At 67.0% G+C, this 14,016-nt stretch carries 14 protein-coding genes; 5 read left to right on the forward strand and 9 right to left on the reverse strand.

What is annotated here, in order from left to right:
* The first annotated feature begins 135 nt into the window (after positions 1 to 135).
* Positions 136 to 1,476 (forward strand): FAD-dependent monooxygenase, encoded by a 1,341-nt coding sequence (locus IY145_RS21985; protein ID WP_196410141.1) that lies wholly within the window; start codon positions 136 to 138, stop codon positions 1,474 to 1,476.
* A gap of 191 nt (positions 1,477 to 1,667) precedes the next feature.
* On the opposite strand, the gene IY145_RS21990 is transcribed toward IY145_RS21985, so the two are convergent.
* A complete protein-coding gene (locus tag IY145_RS21990) occupies positions 1,668 to 2,783 on the reverse strand; it encodes an ATP-binding protein (RefSeq protein WP_196410142.1) in 1,116 nt (371 codons plus the stop codon).
* A gap of 115 nt (positions 2,784 to 2,898) precedes the next feature.
* On the opposite strand from IY145_RS21990, the gene IY145_RS21995 reads away from it, so the two are divergent.
* Positions 2,899 to 3,867 carry a patatin-like phospholipase family protein gene (locus IY145_RS21995; RefSeq protein WP_196410143.1) on the forward strand — a complete coding sequence of 323 codons (969 nt, stop codon included), beginning with the start codon at positions 2,899 to 2,901 and terminating at the stop codon, positions 3,865 to 3,867.
* 39 nt (positions 3,868 to 3,906) lie between these two features.
* Complete coding sequence (locus IY145_RS22000; protein ID WP_196410144.1) at positions 3,907 to 4,329, forward strand: VOC family protein; 423 nt, start codon at positions 3,907 to 3,909, stop codon at positions 4,327 to 4,329.
* 424 nt (positions 4,330 to 4,753) lie between these two features.
* Here the strand turns inward: IY145_RS22000 and IY145_RS22005 are convergent, their stop codons facing one another.
* Genes IY145_RS22005 through IY145_RS22015 form a run of 3 tightly spaced genes read right to left on the reverse strand, consistent with a single transcriptional unit; the run spans position 4,754 to position 7,683 of the window.
* The gene (locus tag IY145_RS22005) at positions 4,754 to 5,689 is read right to left on the reverse strand and encodes a prephenate/arogenate dehydrogenase family protein (RefSeq protein ID WP_196410145.1); all 936 of its coding nucleotides are present in this window, start codon (positions 5,687 to 5,689) and stop codon (positions 4,754 to 4,756) included.
* Positions 5,682 to 6,803 carry a histidinol-phosphate transaminase gene (gene hisC / locus IY145_RS22010; RefSeq protein ID WP_196410146.1) on the reverse strand — a complete coding sequence of 374 codons (1,122 nt, stop codon included), beginning with the start codon at positions 6,801 to 6,803 and terminating at the stop codon, positions 5,682 to 5,684. Before hisC ends, IY145_RS22005 begins: the two co-directional genes overlap by 8 nt.
* A 4-nt stretch (positions 6,804 to 6,807) precedes the next feature.
* Positions 6,808 to 7,683: a chorismate mutase gene (locus IY145_RS22015; RefSeq protein WP_196410147.1), complete on the reverse strand. Its 876-nt coding sequence runs from the start codon at positions 7,681 to 7,683 to the stop codon at positions 6,808 to 6,810.
* A gap of 151 nt (positions 7,684 to 7,834) precedes the next feature.
* Here IY145_RS22015 and IY145_RS22020 point away from each other — a divergent pair, with 151 nt between their 5' ends.
* Both IY145_RS22020 and IY145_RS22025 read left to right on the forward strand, forming a co-directional pair.
* A complete protein-coding gene (locus IY145_RS22020) occupies positions 7,835 to 8,101 on the forward strand; it encodes a CopG family ribbon-helix-helix protein (RefSeq protein ID WP_196410148.1) in 267 nt (88 codons plus the stop codon).
* The gene (locus IY145_RS22025) at positions 8,098 to 8,385 is read left to right on the forward strand and encodes a type II toxin-antitoxin system RelE/ParE family toxin (RefSeq protein WP_196410149.1); all 288 of its coding nucleotides are present in this window, start codon (positions 8,098 to 8,100) and stop codon (positions 8,383 to 8,385) included. Before IY145_RS22020 ends, IY145_RS22025 begins: the two co-directional genes overlap by 4 nt.
* 10 nt (positions 8,386 to 8,395) lie before the next feature.
* Here IY145_RS22025 and IY145_RS22030 read toward each other — a convergent pair whose 3' ends face one another.
* The 5 genes from IY145_RS22030 to lpxC form a co-directional block, all read right to left on the reverse strand.
* On the reverse strand, positions 8,396 to 9,079 hold the full coding sequence (locus tag IY145_RS22030; RefSeq protein ID WP_196410150.1) for a lytic transglycosylase domain-containing protein: 684 nt from the start codon (positions 9,077 to 9,079) through the stop codon (positions 8,396 to 8,398).
* A gap of 146 nt (positions 9,080 to 9,225) precedes the next feature.
* Positions 9,226 to 10,911, reverse strand: coding sequence for a DNA repair protein RecN (gene recN / locus IY145_RS22035; protein ID WP_196410151.1), 1,686 nt, complete (start codon positions 10,909 to 10,911; stop codon positions 9,226 to 9,228).
* A gap of 47 nt (positions 10,912 to 10,958) precedes the next feature.
* Positions 10,959 to 11,852: an outer membrane protein assembly factor BamD gene (locus IY145_RS22040; protein WP_196410152.1), complete on the reverse strand. Its 894-nt coding sequence runs from the start codon at positions 11,850 to 11,852 to the stop codon at positions 10,959 to 10,961.
* A gap of 154 nt (positions 11,853 to 12,006) precedes the next feature.
* Positions 12,007 to 12,816: a sterol desaturase family protein gene (locus tag IY145_RS22045; RefSeq protein ID WP_196410153.1), complete on the reverse strand. Its 810-nt coding sequence runs from the start codon at positions 12,814 to 12,816 to the stop codon at positions 12,007 to 12,009.
* 196 nt (positions 12,817 to 13,012) lie between these two features.
* Positions 13,013 to 13,948: a UDP-3-O-acyl-N-acetylglucosamine deacetylase gene (lpxC, locus tag IY145_RS22050; protein WP_246722150.1), complete on the reverse strand. Its 936-nt coding sequence runs from the start codon at positions 13,946 to 13,948 to the stop codon at positions 13,013 to 13,015.
* Positions 13,949 to 14,016: the final 68 nt, after the last annotated feature.

Below are 14,016 nucleotides of genomic sequence, written 5' to 3' on the forward strand. Positions count from 1 at the left end.
CGTCGAATACGACCATGGATCGACGCTCGCGACAAAGGCAACAGATTTTCTGAACGCGGCGGAAAGCCGCCGGCGGGCGGCTTCGCCTTCCTCTCCCCATGGTGTAGAAGGATTTCCGAAACGGAGACGAAGCACATGGCCGAGACACTGGCGGGGGCGAACCCCGCGATCGACACGCAGATCCTCGTCGCCGGGGCCGGCTCCACGGGCATCGCCGCCGCCCTCGCCTTCGCCAATGCCGGCTGGCGCGTGACGCTCGCCGGGCGCTTTCCGCCGCCCCTGCCCGGCCGCACCATCGCGCTGTTCGAGGCGTCGCTGCGTTTCCTCGATTCGATCGGCGTGCTCGACAAGGTGCGCGCGGCCGCCTGCCCGATCGAGACGATCCAAATGGTCGACGACACCGACCAGCTCTTCCCCGTGCCAGATCTCGTGATGCGGTCGGAGGAGATCGATCTGCCCGCCTTCGGGCTCAACGTCTCCAATGACGAGCTGACCGCCATTCTGCTCGAGCACGCCCGCGCCGCGCAGAGCTTCGAGATCGTCGAGAGCGACATCGTCGATTATGAATTCGAGGAGGACGGCGCCGCTGCGATCCTCGCCGACGGGCGCCGCATAGAGGCCGATTTCATCGTGGCCTCGGACGGCCGCGGCAGCAAGGCGCGCGCCGCCGCCGGCATAGACACGAAGGAATGGACCTATCCACAGGTCGCCCTCACCGCTCTGCTGCGCCACGAGCTGCCGCACGACAATATCTCGACCGAATTTCACACGCGCTCGGGCCCCTTCACCCTGGTGCCGCTGCCGCCGCGCGAGGGCGCGGAACATCGCTCCAGCCTCGTCTGGCTGATGAGCCCGCGCGACGCCAAGCGCCGCCTCGCCAAGCCGCGCGACGAGCTGCAATACGAGATGGAGGATTATTCGCGCGAGAAGCTCGGCTCCATCACGATCGAGAGCGGCATAGGCGAGTTTCGCATGGGCGGGCTGCAAGTGTCGCGGCTGACGGGGCCGCGGCTCGCGCTCGTGGGCGAGACCTGCCATGTGTTTCCACCGATCGGCGCGCAGGGGCTCAATCTCAGCCTGCGCGACGTCGCCGATCTCGAGGACTGCCTCGCCAGCGTCGATCTGCGCAATCCCAAGGAGCTCGCGCGCGGGCTCACGCGCTATGAGCTGCATCGACGCGCCGATATCGGCTTCCGCACCCATGGCGTCGATTTGCTCAATCGCTCGCTGATCATTCCCTATCTGCCCATCGACCTCATTCGCGGCGCGGGCTTCATCGCCATGACGGCGCTGGGGCCGCTGCGCCGCGCGGTGATGCGCGAGGGCGTGGCGCCGCATCTCGCTCAGCCGCGGCTGATGCGCCGGGAAGCGCCCAAGGAGCCGCGCATGCGCGGCAAGCGCGGCCCGGAGGCCATCGCCGACGCCGCGCGCGACGCTTTCGCCCATCTGCGCGAAGCGGCCTCACGCCTGGGCTGAATCAAAAAAGGCTCGCGCACTCTTTCTCCCGCCTGCGGGAGAAGGTAGCCCTCGCGTCAGCGAGGGTCGGATGGGCCCCAGCAGCATGACCGGGGTCGACCCCTGTCCGCCAAAAGGACGTCACGAATCGCGGCGGCCCTCATCCGGCCCCGCTTCGCGAGGCCGGCTTCTCCCTCGCGTGGGAGAAGGCCTCACAGAGTCGGCGCGAACAGCGTCGGAATCGCGAAGCGAAAAGCCGTCCCATCGCCCGGCCGCGACTCCACCGAAATCTCCCAGCCATGGCGATCCGCGATCGATTTGCAGATCGCCAGCTCTATGCCCGTGCCGGCATATTCCACATCGCTCTCGGGCCGGCTGAAGGGCTCGAAGATGTGCTGCGCGAATTCCTGCGCGAAGCCGACGCCCTTGTCGACGATCGACAGGTGAATCGCGCCCTCCTCGAGCGTCGCGGCGATCGTCACCTCGGCCGGCCGGCCGGGCTTGCGATATTTGATCGCATTGGCGACGACATTCTGCATCAGGCAGGCGAATTGCGCGCGATCGCCGAGGAAGGCCGCGGCGGGAATATCGACCTCGAGCCTGGTCTCGCCGGCCGCGATCGACTGCGCGAGCTCGGCGAGCGAGAACTGCACTTCCTCGCGCAGCTCGAGCACCTCCAATTGCTGATCGCCATAGATGGTTCGCGCATAGGTGAGCAGATCCTCGACGAGCTTGCGCGCGCCGATCGCCGCATGGCGCATGCGCGCGCTCGCCTGCCTGATCGCGTCGCATTCGCCCGCCGCCATCGCGGCCTCGAGCCGCGTCGATTGCGCGGCGATCTCGGCCAGCGGCTGCTGCAGATCGAGCGACGCCACATAGGCGAATTGCACGAGCCGCTCATTCGCCCGCTCCAATTCGGCGACGCTCGCGGCGAAGGCCTGCTCCGCCTGGCGCCGCTCGCTCATGTCGAGAATGGTCGCGGTGACGAGCAGGCCGCGCTCCGTGACCAGCGGCGCGAGCCCGATCTCGACCGGAAATTCGCCGCCGTCGCGGCGCCGCGCCCTGATCTCACGACCGACGCCCATCAAGCGGCGGCAGGGCTCGGCGTAATACATCCTGCGGAAGGCGGCGTGGCGGCGCCGGATCACCGCCGGCGTGAGCAGATCGACCGAGCGGCCGACCAATTCCTCACGCGCATAGCCGAACAGCCGCTCCGTCTCGCGATTGGCGTAAAGAACGAGCCCGTCGGCGCCCACGATGAGGATCGCCGCCGGCGAGGCTTCGACCATCACGCGATAGCGATCATATCCGATCGTCTCGGAGCTCATCGCCCTCCCCTCGCGCCGCGCGTCGCGACAGCGAGACCTTTGCCATCGCGCCTCCCGAAGGCGGCGAATAGTGATATGTGAATTGCGGGGGGCGAAGAAAAGAGCCGGAGCGGCGATGGCGGACCAAGCGACGGACAGGCCGAAGACGGACGAGCATCCGCTCGGCAGGCGCAAGATCGGACTGGCGCTCAGCTCCGGCATGGCGCGCGGCTGGGCGCATATCGGCGCATTGCGCGCGCTCTCGCGCATGGGCGTCACTTTCGACGTCGTCGCCGGAACCTCGGCCGGCGCGCTCGTCGGCGGCTGCTTCCTGGCCGGCAAGCTCGACGAATTGGAAATCTGGGCGAATTCGCTCAACAAGCGCAAGATCGTCTCCTATCTCGATCTCCAGCTCGGCTATGGCGGCCTCATCAAGGGCGATCGGCTGCTGATGGAGCTGCGCAACGCAGTCGGGCCGTTGCGCGTCGAGACGCTGCCGACGCCTTTCGTGGCGGTCGCCACCGATCTCGTCACCGGCCATGAGATCTGGCTGCAAAAGGGCGATCTCTCCGAAGCGCTGCGCGCCTCCTTTTCCTTGCCGGGCCTGTTCCCGCCGATGGAGGTCGAAGGGCGCTGGCTCGCCGACGGCGCGCTCGTCGATCCGCTGCCCGTCGCCGCCTGCCGCGCGCTCGGCGCGGAGCTCGTCATCGCCGTCAATCTCAACACCGACATCATCGGCAAGTCGCGCGACGCCGCGCGCATTCCTTCGACCATGGGCTTCGATCCGGTCACTCTGCTGCAGGAGCGACAAAAGCCCTTCGCCTTCTCGCTCACCGAGACGTTGACGCGCGGCGTGTTCCGCCGCGATCCGGATCGGCCGAGCATTTTCGGCGTGATGACGACATCGCTCAGCATCATGCAGGACCGTTTGACGCGCTCGCGCCTCGCCGGCGATCCGCCGGACGTTCACATCACGCCGCGCGTCGGCCATATCGGCCTGCTCGAATTCGACCGCACCGAAGAAGCCGTGCGCGAAGGCGAGGCGGCGGTCGAGAGGCGGCGCGAGGAGATAGCCGACGCGCTGCAGGTGATGGGGCTGATTTAGGCGGCGCGAGCCCGCGCCGGCGGACAATGAGGTCGTGGAATGCAACAGCAAATGTCCGTCATCACGCTCGGCGTCTCCGATCTGGAGCGCTCACGTCGTTTCTATGTCGACGGCTTCGGTTGGAAGCCCGTTTTCGAGAACCCGCAAATCATCTTCTACCAGATGAATGGCTTCGTTCTCGGCGCCTTTCTGAAAGCCTCGCTCGAAGAGGACATGAACCGCTTCGGCCTCGCGACGCCCGGAGCCTTCTCGCTGGCGCATAATGTTCCGCACAAAGACGATGTCGAAACGGTCATGAAGCGGCTGACCGAAGCTGGCGGCGCGATATTGCGGCCGGCGGACGCGCCGCCGCATGGCGGTTTCCGCGGCTATGTCGCCGATCCCGACGACCATGCGTGGGAGATCGCCTGGAATCCCTCGTGGCCGATCGACGAGCGCGGCCATGTGACATTCCAAATGTGATGTTGCGGTCGGCTGAGCGCCTGTGCGTGATCGGCTCGACGCGCGTCGGCCGCTAGGCTCGCACAGCGTCGCCGCCTTCCTTCTTCCCGCACGCGGGGCTAAGGGAGTCATATCACACATTTCCAGTAGGCCGTCATGGCCGGGCTCGTCCCGGCCATCCACGCCTAAACGCTGAGGATTCTGCCAGAATTGCGCGTGACGCCATAGTTGGGGCAACAGTCTCTGTGACCGGGGCCCGCGACGACGCAGCCAACGCGAAAATTGAGAAATCCGCAGATCGCGGGCGCTTTCCGACGATGTCTCGGCCGCTTGGCGTGGATGGCCGGGACGAGCCCGGCCATGACGGCCTTGGTGGCTTTCGAGAGTGCATGCGATAGGCACGCGGGGAGAGAGGGAATGCGCCGAACCTTCAGCCAGAACCGCATCACTCCTCGCGCGGCGCCGCGCGGCCGAAGTCCGGCGCCGCCGTGTCCTGCCCTTGCTCTATGATGCTGCGGCGGATCGCGCGCGTGCGCGTGAAGAGCGTGAACAGCCCGTCGCCGTCGCCCGTGCGGATCAGGCGGCGCAGCGCCGTCAAATCCTCGTCGAAGCGGCCGAGCATCTCCAGCACGGCGTCTTTATTGTTGAGGAAAATGTCGCGCCACATGGTCGGATCGGAGGCGGCGATGCGCGTGAAATCACGAAAGCCGCTCGCCGAGAATTTGATGACCTCCGACTGCGTGACCTCCTCGAGATCGGCGGCCGTGCCGACGATGTTGTAGGCGATGAGATGCGGCAGATGGCTCGTCACCGCGAGCACGAGATCGTGATGCGACGCGCTCATCGTCTCGACATTGGCGCCGAGCCGCGTCCAAAAGGCCGAGAGCTTTCTCATCGCCTCGGCCTCCGCGCCATCGGGCGGCGTCAGAATGCACCAGCGATTTTGAAACAGAGTCGCAAAGCCGGCGTCCGGCCCGGAATATTCCGTTCCGGCGATCGGATGCGCAGGAATGAAATGAACGCCCGCAGGAACATGCGGCGCGACCTGCGCGACGATGGCCGCTTTCACCGAGCCGACGTCGGAGAGAATCGCGCCCGGCGCCAAATGCGGCGCGAGCGCGCGCGCAACCTCGCCGCAGGCGCCGACCGGCACGCAGAGAATGACGAGATCGGCGCCCTTCGCCGCCTCCGCCACATTCTGCGTGACCTCGTCGGCGATCGCCAATTCGCGCACCCGCGCGACCACATCGGCCGAGGAATCGCTCGCCGCTATGCGCTTCGCCGCGCCATAGGTGCGAATGCCGCGCGCGATCGACGAGCCGATGAGGCCGAGGCCGATCAGCGCGACCTTGTCGAAGATCGGCGCGCGCGCGTCAGCCATGCGCGGCCCGCGGCGCCGCGCGCCATGAGGCGGTGAATTCGCCGAGCGCCTCGACGACGAGGCGATTGGCCTCTTCCGAGCCGATCGTCAGCCGTAGAAACTGCGGCATGCCATAGGCGCCGATCGCGCGCAGCACCAGCCCGCGCGAGGTGAGGAAACGATCGGCGTCCGCCGCCGTGCGCCCCGCCTCGTCCGGAAAGCGAATGGCGATGAAATTGGCGACGCTCGGCAGAACCTCGAGGCCCAGCGCCTCGATCTCGCGCGTCAGAAACGGCAGCCAGCGCTCATTGTGAGCGATCGCCGCCTCGAGATGCGCTTTGTCCTGCACGGCCTCTATGCCCGCCTCGATCGCCGCGCTGCTGACATTGAAGGGGCCACGAAGACGGTTCAGCGCATCGACGATATGCGCGGAGCCATAACCCCAGCCCAGGCGCAATCCCGCGAGGCCATAGATTTTCGAGAAGGTGCGCGTCGTCACCACATTGTCGCGCGTCGCGGCGAGCTCCAGCGCCGCGGAATAATCCTCGCGCTGCGCATATTCCGCATAGGCGGCGTCGATGACGAGCACGACATGCGCCGGCAACGCGTCGGCGAGCCGAAGGATTTCCGATTTCGGCAGATAGGTTCCGGTCGGATTGTTGGGATTGGCGACGAAGACGATCTTCGTGCGCTCCGTCACCTTCTCCAAAATCGCGTCGACGCTCGCTCGGTAATTCGTCTCCGGCGCGATGACGGGAACGCCGCCCGCAGCCAGAATGACGATGCGATATTCCAAGAACCCATATTGCGTATAGATTCCCTCGTCGCCCTCGCCGACAAAGGCGTGCGCGAGCAGCGCCAGAATATCGTCGGAGCCGGCGCCGCAGACGATGCGCTCGGGATCGAGCCCATGCGCCGCGCCGATCGCCTGCCGCAATCGCGTCGCCGAGCCGTCGGGATAGGCGGCGATCTTGGGCGCGAGCGCGCGCAGCGCCTCGACGGCCTTGGGAGACGGCCCGAGCGGCGTCTCATTGGCCGAGAGCTTGAAGACGCGCGCGGCGCCGGGAGCGGCGCTCTTGCCGGGCACGTAAGCGTCGATCGCCAGCACGTTTCGACGCACGACAGGTTTCGTCATCTCGTCAACTCCTCGGGGCAAAAACGCCGCTGCGGGCCGTGTCCAATTCGAAGCGCGCCGCATGGCTGCCGACCAGCGCGGCGCTCACAGGGCCGACGCCGGCGCGCGCCAGTCCTTCCACGAATTGTGCGGCGCTCACATGGCCGGGCGCGGCGACGAGCAGCGACAATTCCCCGGCATGCGGCGCGGTGGCGAGAATCTCGCCGGCGAGCGCATCGATCGCCGCCGGCGCTCCATGATGCCATTTCGGCAGCGAGAGCGCATAGAGCGCGATATCCTGCGAGGCGGCCTCGGCGAGCGGCTTGGCGACGATCAGCACAGGCAGGCCGGCCGGATGGTTCGGCCGCTCGACGAAGGGCAGGCGCGCGATGATCTTGGGCGCGTCGGCGCCGATGAGGCGCGCCCACCAGGCGCCCTCCTCCTGCGCGCCGGCGGAGCGCAACATGCCGAGATCGCCCTTCGACGCCGCTACGGCCGCGACAACGGCCCCGGCGCCGTGATGGGTGACATAAGGCACGGTGAAGCCGAAGTGGAAGCGTGCGCTGTCGCGCATGGCGGCGTCGCCGCCGGAATCATCGGCATGGACGCTGTATTCGGCCTGCATATAGGTGAAGGTCGAGACGATGATGCGCCATATGCCCTCGACCGTATCGACCGGCAGCAGGCCCCCATGGCGCGAGACCAGCCCGCGCATCATCCGCGCCTCGCGATCGGGGCGAAAGGCGGAGGCGCCGGTCTGGCCCTTCACCGCGATCAGGCGATCGATGATCTCGCCGCGACACATCAAGAGCTCGTGCATCTCACGATCGATGCGGTCGATCTCGTCGCGCAGATCGGCGAGCGTCTCGGTCTCAATCTTGGGCAAAGCGTCGTCTCGCATCGGCGCGGGCTGGTGACGAAAAGGGCGGAAGGCTGTCTTAGGCCAGCGCGACGCGGGAGGCAATGCGAGGGGGAGGCCTGGAAAACGACGAATTGGAACTCTACGGCGTCGGCGCGCTTGCCTGAATTCACATTCGCGATAGGATGTGTACATGAAAACACAAACGAGCGAAACCTTCACGGTCCGCGTCGACGCGACGACCAAGGAGCGCCTGGAGAAGCTCGCGGAGAGCACCGGCCGCAGTCGTTCTTTCCTCGCGTCGGAAGCGATCACGCAATTTCTCGACGCCAATGAATGGCAAGTCGAGGGAATTCGCGCAGCGATCCGAGCTGTCGACGCGGGCGAGGCGATCCCACATGAGGACGTGCGGAAGTGGGTGGAGTCGTGGGACACAGCGGATGAAACACCCGCTCCATGAAAATCGTCTGGTCGCGAAAAGCGCTCGGCGATCTGGCGGCGATCCGAGCCTATATCGCTCGCGATAATCCTGGCGCCGCCCGACGGGTCGCCTCACATCTCGTCGAGGCGATCGAAACGACGCTTCCCAGCGCTCCCCACATCGGACGTCCCGGCCGCGTTTTCGGCGCTCGGGAATTCGTCGTCGTGGGAACCCCCTTCATCATTCCCTATCGCGCGCAGAACGAGGCCATTCAGATATTGCGCATCTATCACGGCGCGCGCCGCTGGCCTGACGTTCTTTGACGCTCGGCGGTCACTGCTGCGCCGTCTGCGCCTCCAGCGCGATCGAGGCCTGCGCCTCCGCCGAGGTCATGATCGGCGCCGGCTGGACTTCCGGCTCCGCGGTCGTCCTGAGATGCTTGCCGGCGGGAATATCGATCGCGGCCAACACGGTCACCGGCGGCTCCGGCTCCGCCGCCACGGCCGGCTCGCTCTTCTCCTCCGTGGAGGAGCGCCCGCTCGTCATTTGGCCGAGCAGCCCCTTGCGCTTAGCCTCGTAATAAAAGCCCTTCGCATAGAGCTGGATCGCCCGCTGCGCGTTGCCTCCGGCAACGCGGAAAGCGTTGGCGAGATAGGCGCCGGCGTAGGCGAGATTGGTCTCGGCGTCGAGCAGGCCATTGGCCGGGCCGCTGTAGCCGACGCTGCGCGCAGTGTCGTAGCGGATTTGCATCAACCCCCAATAGGGTCCGTGCTTGGCGCCGGGATTATAGTTGCTCTCGCGGCGGACGGCGGCGTGGATCAGCGACTCGGGAATGTCATAGGCGAGCGCATAGCGAGAGATGCTCTCGTCGAGCTTCTCGCGTTGCGAGAGCTTCACTCGCGGCGGCGACGGCTCGTCCACCGCTTTGGCGACGAATTGGCGCTCGGGGGAAGGAGAATTGCAGCCCGCGAGCGCAAAGCCCAAGGCGGCTGTCGCCGCGCAAATCGCCAGTCTCATTCGTCCTCCCGAGCCGATTTGGTTACCGCTTCTTAACCCGAGATCGAGCTTTCGCCAAATCGGCGCGAATCCGTACGGGGCCTCAAAGCGTTTCCAGCCGAAGTGGACGCCGGTTCGGCGTTGAAAACGCGTCAAACGCAAAGACTCTAGCCCGCCCCTTCGAGCAGGCGACGGGCGGCGGCGCGGGCCTCGTCGGTGATCGCGGCGCCCGAGAGCATGCGGGCGATCTCCTCGCGCCGCTCCCCCTCCTCGAGCTGGGCGACGCGCGTCGCCACCCTGTCTTGCGCCTTGCCGGCCGCGCCCTTCACGGCGCTCTTGGCGATGCGCAAATGACGGCTCGCCCGCGCCGCCACCTGCGGAGCGTGGGTGACGGTGAGCACTTGCGCGCGCTCGGCGAGCCGCGCGAGGCGCTGGCCGATGGCATCGGCCACCGCGCCGCCGACGCCGGTGTCGATCTCGTCGAAAACGAGAGTGGGCGCCGAGCCGCGATCGGCCAGCACGACTTTCAGCGCCAGCATGAAGCGCGCGAGCTCGCCGCCGGAGGCGACCTTCACCAGCGGCCCCGGCCGCGAGCCGGGATTGGTCTGCACCCAGAATTCGACGCGGTCATAACCCTCCGGCCCGCCCGTCTCGGGATCGCTGACGATCTCGGTGCGAAAGCGCGCGCCTTCGAGCTTCAGCGGCTTCAGCTCGCCCTCGACCAGCGCGTCGAGCTTTTTCGCCGCGGCGCGGCGCGCCGCCGAAAGGCTCGCGGCGGCCTTGGCGTAGGCGGTCTGCGCTTTGGCGACCGCCTCGCTCAGCGCCACGATGCGCGCCTCGCCGGCGTCCAGCGCGGCGAGATCGGCGGCGAAACGCTCGGCCAGCGCGGGCAGCGCGTCGACGCTGGTCTGATGCTTGCGCGCGGCGCCGCGCAGAGCGAACAGCCGTTCCTCTATGCGCTCCAATTCGTGCGGATCGAAATCGGCGTCGCGGAGCGCCTGCTCCAGCGCCTGCTCGGCGAGGGAGAGCGCGTCCAGCGCCTGGGCGAGCGCCTTGGCCGGCGGCTCGATCAGCTGCGGCGCCTGGGTCGCGCGCCGCTCCAGCCGCCGGGCGGCGGAGGCGATCTCGCCGGCGGGCGAATGATCGCCGGAAAAAGCATCGAGCGCGTCGCGCAGATCGCCCGCCACTTTCTCCGAGCGCTGCATGGTCTGGCGCCGCTCGGCGAGCGCGGCCTCCTCGCCCGGCTGCGGCGCCAGCGCCTCCAGCTCCTCATTGGCGTGGCGCAGATAATCGGCGTCGGCGCGCGCCTTGGCGACGCGGGCCTCCTCCTCCGCAAGCTCGCGGCGCGCGCGCTGCAGGGCGCCATGCAGCTCGCGCACCTGCGCCGCCGCCTCGCCGAGCGCGCCATGGGCGTCGACGAGCGCTCTATGCGCGCTCGGATCGACGAGCGCGCGATCATCGTGCTGGCAATGAATCTCCACCAGCGAGGCGCCGATGGCGCGCAGCGCCTGGGCGCTGGCCGGCTGATCGTTGACGAAGGCGCGGGTGCGGCCGTCGCTGGTCTGCACGCGGCGCAAGACCAGCTCATCCTCGGCGTCGAGGCCGAACTCGCGCGCCGCGGCGAGGGCCGGATGGTCGCGCGGCAGATCGAAGGCCGCCGTCACCTGCCCCTGCTCCTCGCCGGCTCGCACCAGCGAGGCGTCGCCGCGCGCGCCCAATGCCAGCAGGAAAGCGTCGAGAAGGATGGATTTGCCGGCGCCGGTTTCACCGGTCAGCGTGGTCAGGCCGGACGAGAATTCGAGATCGAGCCTGTCGATGAGGACGATATCGCGAATAGACAAACGGACGAGCATGCGCGCGCTCTACTCTTCCGGTCCCCTCGGCTCGCCCATGCGGACGCTCAGCTGGAGCCGAGCGTCTTGCCGATCTTGGAGAGCCAGGAGCCCTGATGTTCCTCGGGCGCGACGCCGCCCGTCGCGAGCAGCGAATGCGCGTCCTTGTACCAGGACGAATCGGGGAAATTATGCCCCAGAATGGCCGCCGCCGTCTGCGCCTCATTGACGACGCCCATGGCGAAATAGGCCTCCGTCAACCGATACAGCGCCTCCTCGGCGTGGCGGGTCGTCTGATATTTGGCGAGCACGTCGTGGAAGCGATTGACCGCCGCCGCATAATTCTTGCGCGTCAGATAGAAGCGGCCGACCATCATATCCTTGGCGGCGAGCTGGTCGCGCGCCACTTGGATCTTGTATTTGACGTCGGTCACATATTCCGATTTCGGGAATTTCTCGACGAGCTGGGTGAAGATGGCCAGCGCCTTCTCCGCCGTCTCCTGGTCCTGCATCACCGCCGGAACCTGATTATAGTAGGACATTCCCGCGAGATAATACATGTAGGGCGTATCCGGCGAGGTCGGATAGAGGCCGATGTAGCGCTGCGCTGAGGCGACGGCGTCGTCATAGGCGGGCTTTTGATATTGCGCGAAAGTCTGCATCAAAAGGCCTTTGCGGGCCCATTGCGAGAAGGGATATTGCTTCTCGAGCTCGCCGAACCTCTTGGCGGCGTTCTCGTAATCGCGCGCCTCCATGCGGGCGAGGCCCTGATTGTAGATATCCTCGGCCGGAATCTCCGGCAGGATCTCGGTCTTGTATTTCTCGCCGGAGAAGAGTCCGAAGCCGCTGGTGATGCTGTCCAGAATATCGGCGCGTCCCGGCGCCGAGGGCAGCGCCGCGACGAGGGCCGCCGCCAGGGCCGCGCGCGCGGCGGAAAGTCGGAACGATCTGGCATTCGACATGGATTCGGCCTCGCGGGACGTTCGCATTCGCGTTCTCTAACCCAATTCGCCGAAGGGCGCCACTCGGGAACATGCGACGAGCGCGCCGTCCCCATGCGTCCAGAAGACGTGCCGGATCGGGCGAGATTATGGCGTCGAGGCGACGGCGCGCCTGTCAGCCGGTCTGCGCCTCCGCCCGCTCCCTTCGCCGCACGCGCTCGGGCACGAGATCCCAGCGCGTCCCGAAGATCATGTCGCAAAGGCCGGGGCTGCCGAATCCGTCGGAAAAGCTCACATTGCCGCGCGTGTGGTGATAGCCGTGCGCGATGCTCGTGGTCAGATGGTCGAGCACGGCGTCGAGCCGCCTGCGCCAGCCGGTCGCTCGGCGATTGCGGAAGGCGAGGCCGAAATCATAGCCAGAATGCTCATAGAGGCCGCCGAGTGCGCCGAGCGCCGGAATGACGGTGTGGAAGGCGACGTCCGCTCCGCCGCCGCCGACGAGCGCCAGAGGCAGCAGATAGGGCAGCACGATCTCGAAGAAGAAATCCGCGCCGGACTGATAGCAGGCGCTGATCGCCTTGCTGGCGCCGGTCGTGTGGTGCAGCGCATGGCCGAGCCGGCTCATCAGCTCCGGATGATGCAGGAGATGGCGATGCGCGACATATTGCACCACGTCATGGCCGATCGTCATGCACACCAGCGAGAGGACGGCCGCCGTCCAGGAGAGCTGCGGCGCGCCGACGAAGGCGAGGCCGAAATATTCCATCGCCAGCATGCAGGGCAGCAGAATCGCCGTCTGATTGAACAGCACGCGCGGCAGCAGCTCGCGATAGCTCATGCGATCGAGCGAGCGCACCTTGAAACGTTTCAGCCGGCCAGTCGAATCGCACCATTCGAATGCATATCCAACCCCGTGAAACGCGACCATTTGCGCGCCCCAGGCGAGAAACGACAGAGGAATGTGGCTGATCGGGTCGAACGACATAGAAAGGCGGACTCCGGCGGAAGATCCATTCGCCGGGCGGGCCGCTTTCTGCACGGCGAACGGAAGAAATTTTTTCGTCATATAGCCGAGTTCACGGCGGATTTCTAGTGAGGCGGAGCGAGGCGAGTCGCCGCATCTCCTTCATCTCTGGGGAGTTCGCACATCGTCGCGAATCACGGGCGCGGGCCGAGCCGCCTCAGCGCGGCGCCCAGGCGCCCGCGGGGCGGCGCGCCCTCGGATTTTCGTCCTCGCCGCCGACGAAGGCGAAAGCGGAAGGCGTCGCCAGCAGCGCCTCGACCAGCGCGAGATTGAGCCGATGGCCGCCGCGATAGGAGCGGAAGGCGCCGATGATCGGCGCGCCGGCGAGGGCGAGATCGCCGAGCACGTCCAGCATTTTGTGGCGGACGAATTCGTCCGAAAAGCGTAGCCCCTGCGGATTGAGTGCGCGTCCCTTCGCGATGACGATCGTATTGTCGAGCGAGGCGCCGAGCGCCCTGCCCTCGCGCCACAAACGCTCGGCGTCCGACAGAAAGCCGAAGGTGCGCGCCCGCGCGATCTCGGCGCGAAAGCTCGCCGGCGTCAGCCGCATCCGCCGTCGCTGACGGCCGATGGGAGCCCCGGCGTAGGAAATCTCGACATCCATATGGAAACCGCCGGCGGGCGCGGGCGCGAGCTCCGCCCAGGCGGCGCCGTCGGCGACGCGCACCGGCGCGCGAATCTCGAGAAAGCGGCGCGGCGCGCGCAGCGCAACGATTCCCGCCTCTTCGATCGCCTCGACGAAACCCGCGGCCGAACCATCCATGGCCGGTATCTCGGGCCCGTCCACATCGATCGCGACATTGTCGACGCAAAGGCCGCGCAGCGCCGCCATCAAATGCTCGATCGTCGAGATCGAGGCCGCTCCGGCGCCCAGGCGCATGCAGAGATCGGTGGAAGTGACATTGCCCGCCACAGCCCGCAGCGGCGCGTCTTCGCCGTCGCCGCGTCCGAGCCGCGTGAAGACGATTCCCGACCCCGCCTCGGCGGGCGCGAGGACGAGCCGCGACGCGAGGCCGCTATGCGCGCCGACGCCTTCGAGCGTCGCTGCGGCGCCGAGCGTCGTCTGCATCCTCGTCGGTCGACGCGAGGTCATGAAAGTCCGTTTCACTCCCGGGGAAGACGGGCGGCGCGCCGCGGCGCGCAGAATTGTGGCCGATCGGC

It is taken from the genome of Methylosinus sp. H3A (assembly GCF_015709455.1).
Lineage (GTDB): Bacteria > Pseudomonadota > Alphaproteobacteria > Rhizobiales > Beijerinckiaceae > Methylosinus.